The 20,197-nt window shown below is 74.2% G+C and carries 17 protein-coding genes and 1 pseudogene; 8 read left to right on the top strand and 10 right to left on the bottom strand.

The genetic code is table 11. From position 1 onward, the window contains the following. Window positions 1–209: 209 nt before the first annotated feature. The 3 genes from SAM23877_RS00580 to SAM23877_RS39560 all read left to right on the top strand — a co-directional run bounded on the left by SAM23877_RS00580 (window position 210) and on the right by SAM23877_RS39560 (window position 1,480). Window positions 210–380: a hypothetical protein gene (locus SAM23877_RS00580; RefSeq protein ID WP_053125789.1), complete on the top strand. Its 171-nt coding sequence runs from the start codon at window positions 210–212 to the stop codon at window positions 378–380. Window positions 381–633: 253 nt separating this feature from the next. Then, on the top strand, window positions 634–1,008 hold the full coding sequence (locus SAM23877_RS00585) for a peptidase inhibitor family I36 protein (protein WP_159041956.1): 375 nt from the start codon (window positions 634–636) through the stop codon (window positions 1,006–1,008). Window positions 1,009–1,135: 127 nt separating this feature from the next. Continuing rightward, the gene (locus tag SAM23877_RS39560; RefSeq protein ID WP_158520018.1) at window positions 1,136–1,480 is read left to right on the top strand and encodes a hypothetical protein; all 345 of its coding nucleotides are present in this window, start codon (window positions 1,136–1,138) and stop codon (window positions 1,478–1,480) included. Between the two features lie 21 nt (window positions 1,481–1,501). Here SAM23877_RS39560 and SAM23877_RS40985 read toward each other — a convergent pair. Next, window positions 1,502–1,654 (bottom strand): annotated as a pseudogene (locus SAM23877_RS40985) (MarR family transcriptional regulator); the annotation flags it as partial. A gap of 313 nt (window positions 1,655–1,967) precedes the next feature. Between SAM23877_RS40985 and SAM23877_RS00595 the strand changes: the two are divergent. Next, entirely contained in the window at window positions 1,968–2,432 is a 465-nt protein-coding gene (locus SAM23877_RS00595; protein WP_053125795.1) for a carboxymuconolactone decarboxylase family protein, read from the top strand. A 61-nt stretch (window positions 2,433–2,493) separates the two neighbouring features. Here the strand turns inward: SAM23877_RS00595 and SAM23877_RS00600 are convergent, their stop codons facing one another. Both SAM23877_RS00600 and SAM23877_RS00605 read right to left on the bottom strand, forming a co-directional pair. Further along, the gene (locus SAM23877_RS00600; RefSeq protein ID WP_053125797.1) at window positions 2,494–3,912 is read right to left on the bottom strand and encodes a nitrosuccinate lyase; all 1,419 of its coding nucleotides are present in this window, start codon (window positions 3,910–3,912) and stop codon (window positions 2,494–2,496) included. Continuing rightward, window positions 3,909–5,936, bottom strand: a complete 2,028-nt coding sequence (locus SAM23877_RS00605) for an FAD/NAD(P)-binding protein (RefSeq protein WP_053125799.1) — start codon at window positions 5,934–5,936, stop codon at window positions 3,909–3,911. The genes SAM23877_RS00600 and SAM23877_RS00605 overlap by 4 nt, the downstream gene beginning before the upstream one ends. Window positions 5,937–6,198: 262 nt before the next feature. Between SAM23877_RS00605 and SAM23877_RS00610 the strand changes: the two genes are divergently transcribed. Then, window positions 6,199–7,062, top strand: a complete 864-nt coding sequence (locus tag SAM23877_RS00610) for a sigma-70 family RNA polymerase sigma factor (protein ID WP_053125800.1) — start codon at window positions 6,199–6,201, stop codon at window positions 7,060–7,062. Between the two features lie 338 nt (window positions 7,063–7,400). After that, window positions 7,401–8,639, top strand: coding sequence for an acyltransferase family protein (locus tag SAM23877_RS00615; protein ID WP_235614475.1), 1,239 nt, complete (start codon window positions 7,401–7,403; stop codon window positions 8,637–8,639). A gap of 67 nt (window positions 8,640–8,706) precedes the next feature. On the opposite strand, the gene SAM23877_RS00620 is transcribed toward SAM23877_RS00615, so the two are convergent. The 3 genes from SAM23877_RS00620 to SAM23877_RS00630 all read right to left on the bottom strand — a co-directional run bounded on the left by SAM23877_RS00620 (window position 8,707) and on the right by SAM23877_RS00630 (window position 10,572). Continuing rightward, window positions 8,707–9,162 (bottom strand): carboxymuconolactone decarboxylase family protein, encoded by a 456-nt coding sequence (locus SAM23877_RS00620; RefSeq protein ID WP_053125802.1) that lies wholly within the window; start codon window positions 9,160–9,162, stop codon window positions 8,707–8,709. 69 nt (window positions 9,163–9,231) lie between these two features. Then, window positions 9,232–9,783 (bottom strand): carboxymuconolactone decarboxylase family protein, encoded by a 552-nt coding sequence (locus SAM23877_RS00625; RefSeq protein ID WP_053125804.1) that lies wholly within the window; start codon window positions 9,781–9,783, stop codon window positions 9,232–9,234. Between the two features lie 75 nt (window positions 9,784–9,858). After that, entirely contained in the window at window positions 9,859–10,572 is a 714-nt protein-coding gene (locus SAM23877_RS00630) for an SDR family oxidoreductase (RefSeq protein ID WP_053125806.1), read from the bottom strand. Window positions 10,573–10,715: 143 nt separating this feature from the next. Here SAM23877_RS00630 and SAM23877_RS00635 point away from each other — a divergent pair, with 143 nt between their 5' ends. Continuing rightward, on the top strand, window positions 10,716–13,709 hold the full coding sequence (locus tag SAM23877_RS00635) for an AfsR/SARP family transcriptional regulator (protein ID WP_053125808.1): 2,994 nt from the start codon (window positions 10,716–10,718) through the stop codon (window positions 13,707–13,709). Window positions 13,710–13,823: 114 nt separating this feature from the next. Further along, window positions 13,824–14,528, top strand: a complete 705-nt coding sequence (locus SAM23877_RS00640) for a gamma-glutamyl-gamma-aminobutyrate hydrolase family protein (RefSeq protein ID WP_063480875.1) — start codon at window positions 13,824–13,826, stop codon at window positions 14,526–14,528. Between the two features lie 333 nt (window positions 14,529–14,861). On the opposite strand, the gene SAM23877_RS00645 is transcribed toward SAM23877_RS00640, so the two are convergent. From SAM23877_RS00645 to SAM23877_RS00660, 4 genes are all read right to left on the bottom strand, one after another. Beyond that, window positions 14,862–16,376 (bottom strand): FAD-dependent monooxygenase, encoded by a 1,515-nt coding sequence (locus SAM23877_RS00645; RefSeq protein WP_053125810.1) that lies wholly within the window; start codon window positions 16,374–16,376, stop codon window positions 14,862–14,864. A 99-nt stretch (window positions 16,377–16,475) separates the two neighbouring features. After that, window positions 16,476–17,456, bottom strand: a complete 981-nt coding sequence (locus SAM23877_RS00650) for an alpha/beta fold hydrolase (protein WP_053125812.1) — start codon at window positions 17,454–17,456, stop codon at window positions 16,476–16,478. Between the two features lie 40 nt (window positions 17,457–17,496). Next, window positions 17,497–18,333, bottom strand: coding sequence for an NAD(P)H-binding protein (locus SAM23877_RS00655; RefSeq protein WP_053125814.1), 837 nt, complete (start codon window positions 18,331–18,333; stop codon window positions 17,497–17,499). A 140-nt stretch (window positions 18,334–18,473) separates the two neighbouring features. After that, on the bottom strand, window positions 18,474–19,934 hold the full coding sequence (locus tag SAM23877_RS00660; protein WP_053125816.1) for an FAD-dependent monooxygenase: 1,461 nt from the start codon (window positions 19,932–19,934) through the stop codon (window positions 18,474–18,476). Window positions 19,935–20,197 lie beyond the last annotated feature (263 nt).

A 20,197-nucleotide genomic window follows, 5' to 3' on the forward strand; every position in this document is an offset into this window, starting at 1 on the left:
GTACGTGCGCGCTGCCGGGCCCCCGGTACACGCCCGTCGCATGCCCGGGAGGGGCTGACGGCCGAGGTCGCCGGGGGCGGTGCGGCCGGCTCGTCGACGTGATGTGGAGCAACTGGGTTCAGTGCCCGCAGGAATGGTGAAGAAACCCGGGAATTAGGCCGTGTGTTCCACCGGTCGGCGGGCACGAGGAGCGGCGGAGGTCGATACACATGGTTCCCCTGCTTCTCGTTCTGCTGCTGGCTCTCATCCTCTTCGGCGCGGGCTTCGCGCTGAAGGCGCTGTGGTGGATCGCCGTGATCGTGCTGGTGGTCTGGCTGCTGGGCTTCGTCGTCCGTTCCGTGGACAGTGGCGGCCGCAAGGGCCGCTGGTATCGCTGGTAGACCCGCAGTACGAACCGACGCGAGCATCGGTGGGGCCCCGGACAGAGTCGTCCGGGGCCCCACCGGCGTACTGGGTGCCCGAAGGCCGTCGCGGCACCGGAGCGAGGCTCCGACGGCGGTGGGGCCGGTGCGCGGAGCCTTCTCCCGTGCCGGCCGGTGCTGTTTTGAGCCTGCTCGAATCCTTTGGTTCCGTCGTCCCGCGGCGCCTACGTTTTTTGCACCGGGGACGGTCCCAAGACATCGGGAGGGCGCAATGCGACATCACAGCGGCAAGGGCGGCAGGCGTGCGCGAGTGACCCTGATATCGGCGTTCACGTTGGCCTCGGGGCTGGTGCTCGCCTCGGGCGGGACGGCGGCTGCGGCGGACGGTTACGGCCGCTGCCCCGACGGCCGGGCCTGCTACTTCGTCGACTCGAACGGCGACGGGGACTTCAACTACCCCACGTCCTGTGGGAACTTCCACCTCCGCGCGTACGCCGGGAAGATCTCCTCGGTCCGCACGCACGGGAATCCGGTCCAGCTGCGGGACGTGAACCAGAATCCGATCGGCTACGTGGGCCCCTGGACCGCGACCAACCTCTCGCTGAGCGAGAACGACAAGGCGCACTGGTTCGAGGTCATCTGCTGAGCCGGCGAGCCACGATGCCGGGACGCACGTCCCGGCCGGGATCCCGAGAACGGAGAACACGGTGCACATCGCACGCACAGCACGGAAGGCTGCAACCGCCCTCGCTGCGGCGGGGGTCATCGCCGTCGTGGCGACGAGTCCCGCCGGCGCGGCAGCTGACGGGGCGCAGGACGAGACGCGCTGCGCCACCATCGCCCAGGTGGACCGCAACCTGCGCATCTGCGTCAAGACGGGGCCGGGCATCCCCACCCACGTGTGGGTCGACAACAAGAGCGGCGTCACGTACTTCGGAGTCCAGTTACGGGTCGTCCAGCACAACGGTCCGATCGTGCGGGTCGGCAGCCCCTTCACGCTGCACGCGCACAGCATCGGGGGTATGGAGCAGCTCGGTCTGCCCAACGGCTGCTACTTCGGGCAGGTGACCCTGGGCGGCACACCCTGGTACGGCACTGCGGAACCTGCCTGCGTGTGAGCTGCCGTTGCCCGCTCGGCCGATCCTGGCCATGGCGTCGCGCGGATGCCGGGTGACGGCCCTGTGGGCGAGACCGCTCCAGTAGCCGATGGGCTGAGTGGCCGGCATGTCGTCGGGGGTGGTCGGGTCGGTCGGCGCCTGGTCGGTGGTGGTGTCCGTCGGCGGTCTCCTCATCGCGACGCTATATCCCTCCGCGTCGTCTTCGGCGGGTGGGGCGTGCTGTGCGGTGGGGTTGCCGCCGGTGGCGTAGTCCGGCCGGTTGGGGAGGGGGTGTGGCCTGTTGGCGGTGTTCCGGGTCGAGGGTCGCTGGAGGAACGGTCGGGGGCCGGGGCGGGGGGCCTCGGGGGGCGGGCATGCTGGCGGTGGCCGGTGCGGGCGGAGAAGTTTTCTGCGGGCGCCGGTCACATTTTCTGTTTTCGGGTCGTCAGTGCAGTGAAGGCATCGCGGCCGTTCGCCACCGGCCGCTTATGGATTTGTGGAGGAACCCATGACTGCTCGTATGCCCAACCCCGCGATCGTCGCCGGTCCCGAGGTCATCCCGGCGCTGCTGGGCGTGGCCGGTGCGGTGAAGAACACCGGTGTGCCGGAGGCCACGATCAACCTGATCTACCTGCGTGCCAGCCAGATCAACGGCTCCAGCTGGAACGTGCACAAGCACGCCGCCGACCTGAAGGCGGCCGGTGAGAGCGACGAGCGGATCAGCACCGTCGCGGCCTGGCGTGAGACGCCGTTCTTCACTCCCGAGGAGCGTGCCGCGCTGGCGCTGGCCGAGGCGGCGACGCGGCTGAGCGACCGTCAGGGGGACGCGGTGTCGGACGAGGTGTGGGCCGAGGCCGCCAAGTACTTCAGTGACCAGCAGCTCGCCGGGATCCTGCTGGCCACGGGTCTGAGCAACTTGTGGCACCGGCTGATCCCCACCACCCGCCAGGCCGCGGGGCCGGTCGCCGGCTGACCACCGGCGCGGGTCGGGGCGGGGCGGACCGTGCCCCGCTGCTGTGTGCCCTCGCCCGTCCCTACGGTGCGGCGGGGCGGGCCAGGGAGCGGTCCACGAGGGCTGCGGCCGCTCCGGTGTAGGCGGCCGGGTCCAGCAGGCCGGCCAGTTCCGCGGGGGTGAGGACGCCTTCGAGCGCGGGGTGTCCGGCCAGGACGTCGGCCAGCGGGCGGGAGGTCTCGGCCGCCTGGTGGGAGGCGTGGGTGAGGAGTTGCTTCGCCTCGGCCGTGCCGAGGCGGGGGGCGAGGACGGCGCTGAGGCGTTCGGAGACGATCTGCCCGCCGGTCGCCTCGAGGTTGGCGCGCATCCGGTCGGGGTGGACGGTCAGTCCCCGGGCCAGTTCGGCGGCGGTGGCGGCGGCGCCGCCGGTCAGGCGCAGTGCCTCGCGCAGGGGCTGCCACTCGGCGTGCCACAGGCCGGCGGAGCGTTCGTCCTCGGCGGGCATGCAGTGGGCCAGGACGGAGGCGAGGGCGGGGACCTGGAGGGCGGCCGAGCGGATGAGGGTGGCCAGGACGGGGTTGCGTTTGTGGGGCATCGCCGAGGAGGCGCCGCGGCCGGCCGCGGCGGGCTCGGTGACCTCGCCGATCTCGGTGCGGGTCAGTACCTGCACGTCGGCGGCGATCTTGCCGAGGGCGCCGGCGGTGTGGGCGAGGGCGGCGCCCAGGTCGGTGACGGGGGTGCGCAGCGCGTGCCAGGGCAGGGCGGGTGCGCTCAGGCCGGTCTCCTCGGCGTAGGCGGCGGTCAGGTCCTCGATCAGGGCTCGGGGGGTGGCGGCGGGGCCTGCGTGCTGGAGGTAGCCGGCGAGGGTGCCGGCCGCGCCGCCGAGGGAGACGGGCAGGCCGTGGGCGGTGATGCGGGACAGGCGTTCGGCGGCGTCCAGGACGAGTTCGCGCCAGCCGGCCGCCTTCAGGCCGAAGGTGGTGGGTACGGCGTGCAGGGTCAGGGTGCGGCCCGCCATGACGGTGTCTCGGTGCCGGGCGGCGAGGCCGGCCAGGGCGGCGGCGGTCTCGTGCAGGTCGGCGGTGATCAGGTCCAGGGCGCGGGCCGCGACGAGCATGGCGGCGGTGTCGAAGACGTCCTGGCTCGTGGAGCCGCGGTGGACGTATTCGGCGGCCTCGGGTGAGTGTGCCGCGACCTGCGCGGTGAGGGCTTGGACCAGGGCGACGACGGGGTTGGCGGTCTCGCGGGCGGCGAGGGCCACCTGGCGCACGTCGAGGTGGCCGGCCCGGGCGCAGGCGGTGATGGTGCGGGCCGCCGCAGAGGGGACCGTGCCGCACCGGGCCTGGGCGCGGGCCAGGGCGGCCTCGGCGTCGAGCATCGCCTGCAGCCAGGCGGTGTCGCTGACGGCCGCCTCGACGCGGGTGCCGGCCCGCACCGGGGAGAGCAGGCCGGTGTCCGGTGGGCAGGCGGGGCCGGCGGGGGCGGGCTGGTCGCGGCTCATGAGGCCTTCCTGGCCGGTGCGGGGCCGGTGGCGGTGTCGGGGGCCGCGAGTGTCGTCGTGGCGGGCGGTGCGGCGGCTCGGGCCGGTTCGGGCAGGGCGAGGGCGGCTGCCGCGATGGCGTCGGAGTCCTCCAGGGTCACCGAGCCGACTCCGGGCCGGATGCCGGCCGCGGTCACCCAGTGGACGGACTCGGTGGGCACCCCGTAGGCGAAGCGCCTGGGGTGGGCGGTGCCGGCGGCGTCCACCAGGTGGTAGGGGCGGGCGGAGACGGCGAGGCCGCCGGTCTCGTAGTCCTGGCCGTCCGCGCCGGGGACGCGGTGGGGGCGGCACTGGCCGGTGTGCAGCAGCTGGTTCATCAGCGGGTCGGCGGTGCGGCGCAGGTCGATCTCCGGCAGCCGGGACTCGATGAGCGTGGTGGCGTGGACGTGCACGCCGGGGATGTCGCTGGTGTGCGTGAAGCGGGGGCCGTCCGGGGCGTGGGGGTCGGCCTCGACGCGCATGCCGGGGCCGGTGACCTCCAGGACGCCCGCGTCGATGAGGGCGGCCATCTCCTCGATGCGGGAGGCGGGCGGGCCGATGGACAGGTAGGCGTTGAGCGGGGTGTACCAGCCGTCGAGTTCGTCGCGGTGGGAGGCCGCGTCGAGGCCGGCGTGGTCGACGGCGAGCCGGATCTCGTTGCGCAGGTCGCGCAGGATGTCCAGGGCCGCCTTGCGGGGTCCGCTGACGTTGCCGAGGCGGGCCTGGCGGACGTCGTCGTCGAGGTGGGCGCGCAGCCAGGTGCGGAAGGCGTCCAGGTCGCCGAAGGTGCGCTCGCCGTAGGGGCGGGAGACCAGGGACCAGTCCCAGCGCTCGGCGACGGGGACGGCGAAGACGTCCAGGAGGTGTTCCTGCGGGGGGCCGGGCGGGGTGTGCAGGTACTGTCCGGCGAACTCGGCGACCTGGTCCGGGGTGTGGCCGCGGGCGGTCAGGAGGGTCTCGTAGTAGACGCTCTCGACCTCCCTGGCGATCAGCGGCCACAGGTCGGCGGTGAAGCGGACCGGGCGGGGCCGGCCGCCGGGGGCGCGCAGGGCCTGGGCGTGGCGGGCGGTGAGCAGCCGGGGGAAGTAGCGGCCGTGGGCGCCCTTCTCGTTCTCGCCGCGTGCCTGGTAGGGCACGCCGCGCCGCGAACCGGCGTACAGGCGCGGTTCGCGGCCCGAGGGGTGGTAGACGAGCCGGCCGCCGGTGCGGGTGAAGGTGCCGCCCCGGCCCTGGGTGAACAGGGCCGTGTAGTCGAAGAAGTTCAGGCCCAGTCCGCGCAGCAGGACCTTCTCGCCGGGGGCGACGCAGGTCAGGTCGGTGTCGGCGGGGTTGGCGGGGGCGAGGTAGGTCAGGCCGTGGCGGGCGGCGAAGGCGGCGAGCCGCTGTTCGGTGCCGGTGGGCCTGGCCGGTACGTGGCCCTGGGCCAGGACGACCGCGGACAGGCCGGTCAGGCGGGTGCCGTCCTCCAGGAGCACGCTCTGGGCGGGGTGGGGCCCGGCGGCCGTCTCCTCGCTCAGGGCGACGGCCCGCGCGGGGTGCACGCGGACGGTGACGTGGGCCGGGGCTTCGGCGATGACCTGCCGGAACACCCACATCAGGTAGTGCCCGTACAGGGCGCGGGTGGGATAGGTGTCCGGTCCCAGGGCGCGTGCCTCGGCGAGGGTCTCCTCGTCGTGGGCGAGGTGGGGGCCGGTGTTCAGGGCGCCGGCGCCCAGTGCTCGGGCCCACTGGTGGAGGCTGGGGCCTTCCTCCAGGGGGCCTTCGGTCTGGACGCTGGCGTCGGTGAACACCGTGACCTGGGAGGCGACGGTGTTCATCAGCAGGTGCCGGGACTGGGTGGGCCGCCAGACCCGGCCGGAGCCGGGGGGCGAGGGGTCGGCCACGTGCACGGTGACGCGGTCCCAGCGCGGGTTCTTGCGTTCGTGGGCGCACAGCCGTTCCAGTACGGACAGTCCGCGCGGTCCGGCGCCCACGATGCACAGGTCCATGTGCCCGGTGCCCGCCATGTTCCTGTGCTCGGCGGCCGGTGTCCTCCGGCCGGTGACGTCGGGGTGATGGAGCGGGAATCCGGCGAGCCGGCCCGGGCCATCGTCAGGTGAACGGTCCACAGCGCCTCCTTGTGCGCGCCACCGTCGGCCGCCTCGCTCAATCAGCGCTCGGTCCCCGCTGGAGGACGAGGTCGCCGCGCACGCGCCGAGCGGGTGCGCGGTCACATCGGGGTGCTCTCGTGCGTCAAGGTGGGGAGAACCGATCGGGAGGAGACCTGGCATGGACGAGCAGGAATGGCTGGCCGAGCAGTTCGAGGGCGCCCGTGGGCATCTGCGGGCGGTCGCGTACCGCATGCTGGGCTCCCTCACCGAGGCGGACGACGCGGTGCAGGAGGCGTGGCTGCGGCTGAACCGGGCCTACGACAGTGACATCGAGAACCTGCGCGGGTGGCTGACCACGGTGGTGGGCCGGGTGTGCCTGGACATGCTGAAGTCGCGCCGGATCCGCCGGGAGGACCCGTTCGAGTCGGTGGTCCACGTGCCGGACTACGTCCAGGAGGAGGAGGGGGATCCGGAGCAGCGCGCGCTGCTGGCGGACTCGGTGGGGCTGGCGCTGCTGGTGGTGCTGGAGGCGCTGGACCCGGCGGAGCGGCTGGCGTTCGTGCTGCACGACATGTTCGGTGTGCCGTTCGACGAGATCGCGCCGATCGTCGAGCGGACCCCGGCGGCGGCCCGGCAGCTGGCCAGCCGCGCGCGGCGCCGGGTGCGGGGCGGGTCCGCGGTGCCGGACCCGGACCTGGCCAAGCGGCGTGAGGTGGTCGAGGCGTTCTTGTCCGCTGCGCGCGGCGGGGACTTCGAGGCGCTGCTGAACGTGCTGGATCCCGGTGTGGTGGCCCGCTCGGACGGCCGGCTGGGGGCGCGGGGCGCGCCGGCGGTGGCGTCGACGGCGGCGGCGTTCGCGCGGATCGCGGAGGTGGCGCAGCTGGCGCTGATCAACGGTTCGCCCGGTGTGATCGCCGCGCACGCCGGGGAGGGTTTCCGGGCGATGACGTTCGACGTCGCGGGCGGCTGCATCACCGAGATCGACGTCATCACCGATCCGGAGCGGCTGCTGACCCTGGACCTGGCGCTGCTGGAGGGCTGAGGGTCGCGGGCGCCCCTCGCGCCGCCCCGGGGAGCAGGGCCGGTACCCCTGTCCCCGGGGCGGCGCCCGTTGTGCGGGGGGCGCGGGACGTCGACGTCGTCACCGCGGCCGAGTCCGTCTTGGGGGCGGCGCCCGTGTGCAGGGGGCGGATCGTCCGTCTTCGGGGCGGCGTCCCGATCGCAGGCAGTGCGGTTGGTCTGTCTTCGGGGCGGTGCCTGATTGCAGGGGGTGCGGATCGCCGCCCGAGCGAAGTTCGAGTCGTGTGCCGTCTAATCGCCCGCGCAGCGGTGCTCCGCCCCGTCTGCGGATCACGTACCGATGGGCGAGGAGGCTTTCGCGTGGCACACGACGAGTTGACCGGTGGTGGTTTTCCGCCGACGGCGGTCGGCGAGGGCGGCGCGGCCGGGCCCGGCGCCCCGGCCCAGGGGTCTGCCGAGGGGCCGGACAAGGCGGGGCGGTCCCGTTCGGCGCGGCTGGACTCGCTGACGGGGCTGCGGTTCGGTGCGGCGCTGCTGGTGTTCTTCAACCACGTCGGCCTGCCCTTCCCCCATCTGCGGTTGCTGGAGTCGGACTCGGCGGCGATGAACCTGTTCGACGTGACCGGCAACGCGGGTGCGCTGGGCGTCACGTTCTTCTTCGTGCTGAGCGGTTTCGTCCTGACGTGGTCGGCGCGTGAGCGGGACACCGCCGCGCGGTTCATGCGTCGCCGGCTGGTGAAGATCTACCCGAACTACGTGATCACCTGGGCGCTGGCGCTGGTGCTGTTCGCGTCGGCGTACACCACCACGGGCACGGCGATCGCCAACCTGTTCATGGTGCACGTGTGGGTGCCGGACTTCGACGTGTTCTCCAGCGTGAACCAGCCGAGCTGGTCGCTGGGGTGCGAGGCGTTCTTCTACGCGTGCTTCCCGCTGCTGCACTCCTGGTTCACGCGGATCCGTGCCGAGCACCTGACGTACTGGATCGCGGCGGTGACGGCGGGCATCATCGCCACGCCGTGGGCGGCGTACGTGTTCATCGCGGACAAGCCCTACTTCCCGGGTGCCTCGCTGGGTGCGACGGTCTCCGCCGAGCAGTACTGGTTCGCCTACAACCTGCCGGTGACGCGGGTGCTGGACTTCGCGCTGGGCATGCTGGTCGCGCAGGCGGTGATCCGCGGGCGCTGGTTCAACATCGGCATGGTGTGGTCGGGTGTGCTGCTGGCGGGCAGTTATGTGCTGTGCTCGCACGTGCCGTTCCTGTACTCGCAGCGTTCGGTGACCATCATCCCGATCGTGCTGCTGATCGCGGCCGCCGCGACGGCGGACATCCGGGGCACGACGAGCTGGTTCCGGGGCCGGACGATGCTGTGGCTGGGCGAGATCTCGTTCGCGTTCTACCTGGTCCACTTCATCGTGCTGACCTATATGCGCAAGGAGCTCGAGGGGACCTTCTCGGTCGCCGAGACCACCGGGCTGGTGGCGCTGGGGCTGGTGATCAGCGTGCTGGCGTCGTGGGCGCTGTACGCGCTGGTGGAGCGGCCGATCACCCGGCGGTTCTCCTCCTCGCGGCGTGCCCGGCGTGCGGTGGCGTCCTGAGGGCGTTCGCCGGCGCGGCCCGGCGGCCCGGCATCCGCGAGGGGGTACCGGGCCGCCGTGGCGGCTTTCACCAGGCCTGGCCGGCCACTTGACGGGTGGTGGCGTTGAGGCGGTTGAAGAAGTTGGCCACCGCGCACATCATCACGATCGCGGCCAGGCCCTTCTCGTCGTAGTGGCGGGCGGCCTCCTGCCAGACGGCGTCCGGGACGGCGTCCTCGCGGTCGGCGAGGCGGGTGGAGTGCTCGGCGAGCGCCAGGGCGGCGCGTTCGGCGTCGGTGAAGAAGGGCGCGTCGCGCCAGGCCGCCACGGTGGCCAGGCGTTCGTCGCTCTCGCCGGCCTTGCGGGCGCTGCGGGAGGAGGCGTCGACGCAGGCGCTGCAGCCGTTGATCTGGCTGACGCGCAGGTGGACGAGTTCCAGTGTGGGCTGCGGGACGCCGCCCTGCCGGGTCGCCTTCATCAGGGCGCCGATGGCCTGCGTGGCGCCGGGCAGGACACCGGCCGGGTTGGTCATCCGTGCTTCCATGATCGGGATCTGCTTTCGGTGAGTGCGGACGGGACATGCGCTGGTGCGCGGCGGACGGCCGCGCGGGTGTCAGGGGTGGGTGTCGTCGTGCCGTACGAGGGGCCAGTCGACGCTGACCCGGGCGGTCTTGCCGACGTAGGTGGTCAGGGTGTTGAGGGCGAGGTGGGCGACGATCTCGGTGATCTGCCCGCCGCTGAGGCCGCTGCCGCGGGCGGCGGCCAGTTCGGTGTCGCTCAGCGTGCCCCGGTGGCGTATCAGGGCGCGGGTGAGCAGCAGGGCCGCCCCGGTGAGCGGGTCCTGGGCCTTCGCCCGGCGGGCGCGGTGCGCCTGGTGGTGGCTCAGTCCGGCCACCTTGGTGCCGGTGTAGGTGTGCCAGGACAGGCCGTAGTCGCAGCCGTTCTCCTGCGCGACCAGCAGCGCGATGCTCTCCTGGGCGGCCGCGGGCAGGGTTCCGGTGCCCAGGGCGCGCCGCAGGTCGAGGAAGCCTCTGAGTGCCGCGGGGCTGTGCGCCATCGCCTTGGTGAGGTTGGGCGTCAGGCCCAGCGCGTGCTGGGCCGCCTCCAGCAGGGCCGCCGCCTCGCCGGTGGCGTTCTCCGGCTGGATGAGGGGAAGTCCGCTCACGGTGCGGGTCTCGCTTCCTGGGTGTCGAGGATCGCGTGGTGCGCAGGCCCGCCCGGCTTCGGCGGGCCCGGGGCATCACCAGGGCAGCGGGCCCTCGTTCTTGAAGAACTGGGCGTTGGGGCCGTCGGCGTCCAGCGTCGCCAGGCGTACGGCGATCCGGGCGCCCTCGGCGGCCGTGATGAAGCCCATGCCGTTGTTGATGTCGGTGATGCAGTAGCCGGGGTCGCAGGCGTTGACCTTGATCGGGGTGCCCCACAGTTCCTTGGCGTAGGTCACGGTGATCATGTTGAGTGCGGCCTTGGAGGAGTTGTACGGCATGTTGTTCAGCGGCCACAGCGGGCTGTCCTGGACCATCACCTGGGTCATGGAGGCGAGTTCGCTGGACTGGTTGACGATGCGGGCGGCCGGCGCGCGGCGCAGCAGCGGCAGCATCGAGTTGGTCACCGTGACGACGCCGTAGACGTTGGTCTCGTAGACGCGGCGCAGCGTCTCGGTGGTGGTGGCGCTGGGCAGGCCCAGCGGCGGCGGGACGGTGACGCCGGCGTTGTTCACCAGGATGTCCAGCCGGCCGTACTCCGCCTCGATCCACCGGGCGGCGGCCTCGACGCTGTCCGGGTCGGTCACGTCGAGCTGGACGTGGGGCTGGCCGAGCTGCTCGCCCGCCTCCTTGCCGCGCTGCCCGTCGCGGGCACCGATGACGGCGGTGATGCCCAGTTCGCCGAGCTGGCGCGCAACCTCGAAACCGATTCCCTTGTTTGCTCCCGTGACGAGAGCGATCTTGTCGGTCATCCCTGCCTCTCCACTTCAGCATCCGGAAGGTGGCCTTCGGGCCTGCTACCAGCGTGGACGAGGCCGTTCATAGGTACGCGATGCGTTCGCTATAGGTGCCGGCCGGCCAACCTGGCCGGTTTCGGAAGGGGACTGCGGCAGTCATGACGGTGCGTTTTTCGATCCTGGGTCCGGTGGAGGTGTCGGTGGCGGGGCGGCCCCTGCCCGGGACGGCGCCCCGGCACCGGGGGGTGCTGGCCTATCTGCTGCTGAACGCCCGGACCGTGCTCGGCGCGGAGCAGATCATCGACGCGATGTGGGGGCCGGCGCCGCCGGACACGGCCCGGGCGCAGGTCCACGCGACCATCGCGGCGCTGCGCCGGGTGCTGCGCACCGCGGACGCGGCCCATCTGCTGGAGACCCGGCCGGCCGGATACGTGATCACGCCGCAGGCCGGGCAGCTGGACCTGGAGGACTTCACCGACCAGCTCCGCGAGGTGCGGGAGACCGACGACCCCGCACGGGCCGCGGCCCGGATCAGACGGGCGCTGTCGCTGTGGCGGGGGCGGCCGCTGGCGGACGTGAAGGCCGACTACGCCGACAGTGCCCGGGCCCGGCTGCAGGAGCGGCAGCTGACCGTCTACGAGCAGCTGGCGGAGCTGGAGCTGTCGCTGGGCCGGCACGAGGAGATCGTCGACGAGCTGGCCGCGCTGGTGGCCGCGCATCCGCTGCGGGAGCGGCTGGCGGGCCGGCTGATGCTGGCCCTGCACCGGGCGGACCGGCAGGCCGATGCCCTGGCCGTGGCCCGCGGGCTGCGCCGCACCCTCACCGAGCAGCAGGGCCTGGACCCCGGCCGGGCGTTCGTCGCGCTGGAGGCGGCCATCCTGCACGACGACCCGGCGCTGGCGCTGGCGACGGCGCCGACACTCCCACCGGCACCGGCACCGGCACCGGCGGCGGCAGCGGCGGCGGGGTCGGGGGTGGGGGCGGGGGTGCGGCCGGCGCCGGCCGGGCCCGCGCCGGACCGCGCCGCTCGTGCGCGGCGGGCGAACTTCCTGCCCTACGACGCGCCGGACTTCTCCGGGCGCACCGCCGAGCTGGCGCAGCTGCTGGACGAGCGGCCCGGTGCGGGCGGGCCGGTGACGGTGTCGTTGATCGACGGCATGGCGGGCATCGGCAAGACGGCCCTGGCCGTGCACGCCGGGCACCGGCTCGCCCAGCGGTATCCGGACGGACAGCTCTTCGTCGACCTGCAGGCGCACACGGCGCAGCGGGCGCCCCTGGACGCGGGCAGCGCGCTGGGAGTGCTGCTGCGTCAGCTCGGCGTTGCGCCCGAGCGGATCCCGCCCTCGGCGGCGGAGCGGGCCGGGCTGTGGCGGGCCGAGCTGGCCGACCGGCGGGTGCTGGTGATCCTGGACAACGCGGCCGGCACCGACCAGGTGCGGCCGTTCCTGCCGGGCACGACGCGCAGTCTGCTGCTGGTCACCAGCCGGCGGCGGCTGACGGGCCTGGACGGGGCGGCGTGCCTGTCGCTGGACCCGCTGCCGGCGGCGGACGCGATCGGGCTGTTCACCCGGATCGTGGGCAAGCGGGTGGACGAGGAGCCGCTGGCCGCGCTGGACATCCTGCACCTGTGCGGGTTCCTGCCGCTGGCGGTGCGGATCGCCGCCGCCCGGCTGCGTCACCGGCCCCGGTGGAGCGCGGCCCACCTGGCCGACCGGCTGCGCGACCAGCGCCGCCGCCTGGCCGAACTGTCCACCACCGAGCGGGGGGTGGCCGCCGCGTTCGCCATGTCGTACCAGCAGCTGGACGCCGAGCAGCGGCGGATGTTCAGGCTGCTGGGGCTGCACCCGGGGCCCGACGCCGACGGCCGGGCGGCGGCGGCACTGGCGGGGGTGGCGCCCGAGCGGGCCGAGCGCCTGCTGGAGGAGCTGCTGGACGCGCACATGGTGCGCCAGCACGAGGCCGGCCGCTACACCTTCCACGATTTACTGCGCCGGTACGCGCACACCCTGGCCGAGGACGAGGAGCCCCCCGCCGTGCGGCGGGCCGCGCTGGACCGGCTCTTCGACCACTTCGTCGCGGGCGCCTCGGCGGCCGCCGCGCTGCTGTTCCCCCACAGCCGCGGCGCCCGCCCCGCTCCCCCGGCCGGCGCCGCGCCCGGTACGGCGGTGGCGTGGCTGCGCGACGCGCAGCAGGCGCAGGCGTGGCTGGACGCCGAGCGGGCCGGACTGCTCGCGGCCGGCGCGTACATGGCCGCGCACGGGTGGCTGGCGCACACGGCCCGCCTGGCGTCCGCGCTGCACCGTTACCTGTACGACCGGGCGCTGCACGCCGACGCGCTCGCGCTGGGCGAGCAGGCGCTGCAGGCCAGCGCGCTCAGCGGGGACCGTACCGCCCAGGGCCGGTTCCTGACCGATCTGGCGTGGCTGTACTGGCGGCGGGGCTGTGACGCGCGGGCGGCCCGGCACGCCGCGCGGGCGGCCCGCCTGGCCCGGCAGGCGGGTGACCGCTCGGGTGAGGCGCGGGCGCGGGACTGCCTGGGCCACCTGTTCCTGCGCGGCCATGACCAGGAGCAGGCCCACCACTGCTTCCTGACGGCCCTGCGGCTCTCCCGCGCCGTCCAGGACCGGCACGGCGAGGCCCGCGGCCAGGTGGGCCTGGGGCTGGTGCACGAACGCCTGGGCCGCTACGAGGCCGCCCGGGGCCATCACCACCGGGCGCTCGAGCTGTACCGGGAGCTGGGCGATGCCGGCGGTGAGGCGGTGGCGCTGGTGGGTCTGGGGGCGGTGCACGGGCGGCAGGGGCGCTACGGGCAGGCGCACGGTCTGACGCTGCGTGCCCTGCGGGTGCAGCGTTCGCTGGGCAACCGGGGGCACGAGACGGAGGCGCTGAACGCGCTGGGCGAGGCGGCGCTGGCGCTGGGCGCGCCCCGGCAGGCGGCGGAGCGGCACGAGGCGGCGCTCGCGCTCGCCCGCGAGGTGGGGTTCCGTCCCGAGCAGGCCCGGGCCTTCCAGGGGCTGGCGCGCGCCCATGACGCGCTGGGCCGCCCCGATCTCGCGCGGGGCTACGCCCGCCGCGCGCTGTCGCTGTCGGCGGCGGGCAGGGCGGCGGGGGCCGTGCGGGTGGGGGCGGCGGCGGTCCGCGGAGCGGGGTGAGGCGGCGTGCGCGGTGGCCCCCGCCCGGGCTCGACCCCTGGTCCAGTGCGCTGCGATGCACTGTGTGCCCGGCCTGAACGGGCCGGGCTTTTCGAGGGAGAGGGACGGCGCACGATGACGCGACCCGTGGTGGCGGTGACCGCCGACGCGACGACAGTGAACTGGAACATCTGGGGCGACGTGGCGGTCTCGTTGCTGCCGCAGCCGTATCTGGACAAGGTGGTGCAGGCGGGTGGCGCGCCGGTGCTGCTGCCGCCGCTCGTGGAGGGGGTGGAGGCGGTGATGGAGCGGGCGGACGCCCTGCTGATGAGCGGCGGCGCGGACATCGACCCGGCGCTGTACGGGGCCGAGCGGGGGAAGTTCACCTTCCCGCCGCACCAGGCGCGTGACGCGGCGGAGCTGGCCGCGCTGGCCGTGGCGGAGCGGCGGGGCATTCCCGTCCTGGCGGTGTGCCGGGGGCTGCAGCTGATCTCCGTCTCCCGTGGCGGCACGCTCGACCAGCACCTGCCCGAGCACTCCCCCGCCGTGCCCGGCCGCTACGAGCCGCGCACCATCCGGGTGAAGCCGGACTCCGTGCTGGGCGGTGCGCTGGGGACCTCGCCGACCGTGTACTGCCATCACCACCAGGGCATCGACCGGCTGGGGGCCGGGCTGGTGGCCACCGCCTGGTCGGACGACGGTGTCATCGAGGGGGCGGAGGCCGAGGACCCCTCGGCGCCGTTCCTGGCGGGGCTGCAGGCGCACGGCGAACTGGGCGCGGACACCGTGCCGTTGTTCGAGGCGTTCGTCGAGGCGGCGAAGGCCCCGGCGCGCCGCTGACCGGCCTGCCGCAGGACGCCCGGCCCGGGCGGAACGGGCCGGGACAGGTGACGGCCGCCGCCCGCGGCCCCGCTCGATGGGGGGCCGCGGGCGGCGGCCGTTTGCTGCCTGTCCGTGCCTGTCCGTGGCCGGCCGTGCGGACCGTGCACGGGCCGGCGGTGAAGGCCGGTCCCCAGTGAGCCACCGCACCGCACCGACGATGCGGGGGAATTGACCGTCGGACGGTGCGGTGGCGGCACCGGATGGGACCCGACCCTCATCTGTCTGACGATGCGCGGCCCGCGGGTGTGACAGGGTCGGGGAAGAATTCCGGTGGGAAGGGACCCTCGCGGGTCAGCGGCTCGCCGCGCCCACGGCCTGCGGCCGGCCGGCCGCGCCGGTGCCGGTGCCGAACCAGCGCTCCAGCGCCTGCCGCAGCAGGTCCGCGCCGTCCGGATCGGCCCAGGCGACATGCCCGTCGGGGCGCAGCAGTACCGCGGCCGGACGGTCCTGGGTGACGGGGTCGGCCCACTCCGCCACGACCGTGCGGACCCGCTCCCTCAGGCCGTCGGCGGCCCCGAGCAGCGTCGCGGTGTCCTGCGCCGCGCCGGTGACCAGCAGGACGCCGCGGGCCGGGTGGAGCAGTTCGGCCACCCGGGTGCGGGTGCCGTCCGCGAGCAGCAGCTCGTGGCCGGGGGCCAGGCGCAGGCCCAGCAGCGGGTGGGTGCCGGGGCCCATGTCGTAGCGGATGTCGATGCCGCTGACGATGCCGGCCAGGTGCCGGGCCGCCTCGGGCAGGGCCACCAGTTCGCGCATGACGGCGCGCAGCGGCTCCATCTCGTCGCCGGTGAGGTAGAGGCGGGTCTGGGCGCGGGTGTTGCGCATCAGCTTCTCGCCGACCGGGTGCCGTTCGCTCTCGAAGGTGTCCAGGAGGCCTTCGGGGGCCCAGCCGTTGACGGCCGCGGCCAGTTTCCAGCCGAGGTTGGCGGCGTCCTGGACGCCGACGCTCATGCCCTGCGCGCCGGCCGGCATGTGGATGTGGGTTGCGTCGCCGGCGAGGAAGACGCGGCCGCTGCGGTAGTGCTCGGCCTGGCGGGTGGTGTCGGTGAAGGAGCTGATCCAGCGGACCTCCGCGTGGTGCAGCGACTCGCCGGTCATGCGCTGCCAGGCGTCGGCGATGTCGCCGAACCTCAGGGCGCTCTTGTCCTCCGGCGGGCGCAGGTTCTCGTCGTGGATGACGATCCGGTCCACGCCGTTCTCCAGGTTGAACGCCATCACCATGCCGCCCGGGACCTTCTCGCCGATGGGCCGCTGGCGCACCCCGGCACCGACCAGGTCGGCCATGTACATGCCGCGGGTGGCGCCCCAGCCGGGGAAGTCGATGCCCGCCAGGGTCCGCACGAGGCTGCGTGCCCCGTCGCAGCCCACGAGGTACTGGGCGCTGTCCTCCCCGTGGCCGTCGGGGCCCTCGTACTCGACGACGACGCCGTCGGGTGTCTCGCGGTAGCCGGTCACCTCGTGGCGGCGCCGTACGGGTACGCCCAGTTCCCCCAGCCAGTCCTCGAGGATCTCCTCGGTGCGGAACTGGGGGACGCCGCGGACGCTGAAGTGGTTGTCGTCCAGCTTGCCGAAGTCGATGCGTACGCCGCCGAAGTGGCCCTGGGCCCATTCGACGTCGCCGAAGCGTTCGAGCAGGCCGCGCTGCTCGAACACCTCGGCCGCCCGCCGGGTGAAGCCGACACCGCGCGACTCCCCGCTGGGGCCGGGCAGTTTGTCGTAGACGACGACGTCCACACCGCCGAGCCGCAGTTCACCGGCGAGCATGAGCCCGACCGGGCCGGCGCCGACGACTATCGCGCCCTTTGCCATTTCGTACTCCTCATGCAGATGGATGGCGTGAGCTCCGCACCGGGGTGCGGGCGGGACCGTGCCGCGCGCGGGGGCGGGCCCGTGTCCGTGGAGGTGGCGTCAGCCGAAGAAGTCGAGCAGGGCCCCGGCGACGACGTCGGGTTCCTCCTCGGGCAGGTAGTGCACCGACTTCGACGCCCGCACCATGTGCACGTCGGTGGCCTGCGCGGTCAGCTTGTTCCGCAGGTCCTCGAAGGTGAAGTTGCCGCCGATGCCGAGCACGGGCATGGTCAGCTTGCCGTAGCCGGCCTGGTCGGTGATGTCCTGGTGGCAGGCCTGGTACCAGCGGGTGCCGGCCCGCACGGCCTGCGGGCTGTTGTAGGCGTTGGCGTAGATGTCGCGGTCGAGGTCGCCGACCAGGCTCTGGTCGGCCAGGGAGTTGGCGTACAGCCAGTCGATGACGTGCCGCATGCGGCCGTGCATCAGCTGTTCCGGCAGCGCCTGGAGCTGGTTGAACGCCCACCACCACAGGGTCGTCCCGGTCCCCGGCCGGCACAGGATCCGCATCTCGTACTCGCTCTGGTCGGGGTGCGGGGTGTCCAGCAGCGCGACCTTGCGGGTGGCCTCGGGGTGGTTGGCGGCGAAGGCGAACGCCACCATGGACCCGATGTCGTGTCCGGCGACGTTCACCTGCCGGTGGCCCAGCCCGCGCACCAGGGCGTGCAGGTCGGCCGCCATGGTCTTCTTGTCGTAGCCGCCGGCGGGCTTGTCCGAGCCGCCCATGCCGCGCAGGTCGACGGCGATGACGTGGTAGCGGCGGGCGAGCTGGGGCATGACCTTGCGGTAGGCCCACCAGGTCTGCGGCCAGCCGGGCACGAGCAGCAGGGGCTCGCCGTGGCCGCCGCTGACGTAGTGCAGGCGCACGCCGCCCACCCTCGCGTGGCGGCTGCGGAAGCCGCCGGGCAGCGAGCGGGCCAGTTCCCGGTCCGAGGGCACGGGGCCGGGGTGCGGGCCGGGGTGGGCCGCGGCCGGGGAGCCGGTGACGGCCAGGGCCGTCGCGCCCGTGCCCAGGGCGAGCATCTTTCGTCTGTTCAGCGTCATCTACCCATGTCCTCGTGGCGGTTGGCCGGTGCTGCCCGTTTCAGGAGCGGAAGGCGTGGGCGTGCTGGGCCGCCCACTCGGTGAAGGGGCGGGCCGGGTGGCCGGTGAGCCGCTCGACGTGGTCGGTCAGCGGCACCGGCTCGGTGCTGGCCGCCCACAGCTCCAGCAGGGCGTCGGCGATGTCGTCCGGCATGAAGCCGGGCTTGTTCGCCCGCCACACCTGCGGCGGGATCCGCTCGACGGGGATGTCCCGGCCCGCGGCGGCGGCGATGACGGCGACGTGCTCGGCGAAGGTGAGGGACTGGGGGCCGGTGAGGTGGTAGGAGCGGCCGCGCAGCGCGGGGTCGGTGAGGACCGCGCAGGCCGCCTCCGCGATGTCGCGCTCGTTGACCGGGTCGGCGTGGCTGTCGGGGTAGGGCAGGCCCACCGCGCCGCGCGCCTTGAGCGACCACGCCCACGGCAGCGCGTTGGAGGCCAGTGCGCCGCAGTTCAGGGGGGTGGAGGTGAGGGGGGAGGCGGCCAGGGCCTGTTCGACGGCGAGGTGGGGGGCGGCGATGGGGTCGTCGGCGGCGCCGGGGCGCAGCACCGCGTCCGCGGACATGATCACCACGTGTTCCACGCCGGCCGTGCGGGCCTGCTCGACGAAGGCGTCGACCGCCGCGGGCTCGCAGTACAGGAAGACGGAGTCGACTCCGTCCAGGGCGGGCGCGAAGTCGGCCGGGGTGTCCAGCGCGAGGCGTACGGTCTCGGTGCCCGCGGGCGGCGAGAGCTTCTCGGGGCTGGAGGAGGCGGCGCGGACGGCGACGCCCCGCTCGTGCAGGATCTGCACGAGCAGGGAGCCGACCTTGCCTCGGCTGCCGGTGACGAGGACGGTCATGACAGGGCCTTTCCGGGGTCGGGGGGTGCGGGGCGCGGTCCGGCGGTGCGGCACCCGGCCGCGGCGGCCCCGCGGCGGCCGGCCGGGGGGCCGGCGGGGCCGCCGCGGTGCTGCGGGCGGGGCTGCGGGCGGGGGCCGGCTCAGGTGGTGGCGGTGCCGAACCAGCGGGTGAGGGCGTCGTGCGGTTCGCCGCCGTCGGGGGCGGTCCACACGACGTGGCCGTCGGGGCGCAGCAGCACCGCCTCGGGTCCGCCGTCCTCGCTCCAGGTGCCGGTGACGACGTCGACGCGGTCGGACCAGCCGGCGGCGGTCTTCTCGGCGGTGGCCGGGTCGCCGGTGCTGATGAGCACGCCGCGTGCGCCGTGCAGCAGGTCGGCGACGCGGACGGCGGTGCCGCCGGCGCGGACCAGTTCGCGCTGCGGCGGCAGGCGCAGGCCCAGCAGCGGGTGCTCGCCGGCTCCGACGTCGTAGCGGATGTGCAGGCCGCTGACCTGGCCGGCCAGGTAGCGGGCGGCGTCGGGGATCTGCACGAGTTCGCGCATGACGGCGCGCAGCGGTTCCATCTCCTGGCCGCTGAGGTAGAGCAGCGACTGGGCGTGGACGTTGCGCAGCAACTGCTCGCCCAGCGGGTGCCGTTCGGCGTGGTAGGTGTCCAGGAGGCCTTCGGGGGCCCAGCCGTTGATCGTCGCGGCCAGCTTCCAGCCGAGGTTCACGGCGTCCTGGAGGCCCACGCTCACGCCCTGCGCGCCCAGCGGGGCGTGGTCGTGGGCGGCGTCACCGGCCAGCAGGACGCGGCCGCTGCGGTAGCGCTCGGCGAGTCCGGTGGCGTTGGTGAGGGCGGTCATCCAGCGGGTCTGGCCGTGGTGGATGGACTCGCCGGTCAGGCGCTGCCAGGCGTCGGCGACCTCGGTGAAGGTCAGCGTGCCCTCGCCGTGGTGGGGGCGGATGCCGGGCTCGTGGATGACGATCCGGTCGTAGCCGTCGCCCAGGCCGACCGACAGGACCATGCCGCCGCCCTCGACGCGTTCACCGATGGGCCGCGGGCGGATGCCGGCGCCGGTGACGTCCGCGAGGTACATGCCGCGGGTCGCCGCGTCGCCCGTGAAGGCGATGCCGGCCAGGCGGCGTACGGTGCTGCGGCCGCCGTCGCAGCCGATCAGGTACTGGGCGCTGTCCTCGCCGGGGCCCTCGGGGCCGTCGTAGCGCACGAGGACGCCGTCGTCGGTCTCCTCGAAGCCGGTGACCTCGCAGCCGCGGTGCACGGGCACGCCCAGGCGGGCCACCCAGTCGCCGAGCAGCTGCTCGGTGCGGGACTGGGGCAGGCCCATCACGCCGAAGTGGCTCTCCTCCAGCAGCGTGAAGTCGATGCGTACGCCGCCGAAGTGGCCGTGCTGGCCCCAGCGGAAGTCGCCCAGTTCGGTGAGCAGCCCGCGCTGGTCGAGGACCTCGGCGGTGCGGCTGGTGAAGCCCAGGCCACGCGATTCCCCGCTGGGGGCGGGCAGTTTGTCGTAGACCACCACGTCCACGCCGCCGAGCCGCAGCTCGCCGGCGAGCATCAGTCCGACCGGCCCGGCGCCGACGACTATCGCGCCCTTTGCCATGACGTACTCCTCACGCAGATCGTTTGGGGACCGCTCCCGTGTGCGCGGCGGCAGCCAGGGACCAGGAAAGACCTCGTCGATCGAGCGGCGCTGCAGGCGGAGTGCAGGGCGTCTCAAAGGCGGCCTGCCGCACCGCGGGGCGCGCCGCGGGCGGGGCGGGGGCGGGGCGGGGGCGGAGCCCTGCGGGACGGCTCCGCCGGGGGTGCGGGACGGCTCCGCCGGGGGTGTGACGGGGCTCTGCGCGGGGGCGGGAGGGCTCTGCG

The organism is Streptomyces ambofaciens ATCC 23877 (assembly GCF_001267885.1).
In the GTDB taxonomy this organism is placed as follows: Bacteria; Actinomycetota; Actinomycetes; order Streptomycetales; family Streptomycetaceae; genus Streptomyces; species Streptomyces ambofaciens.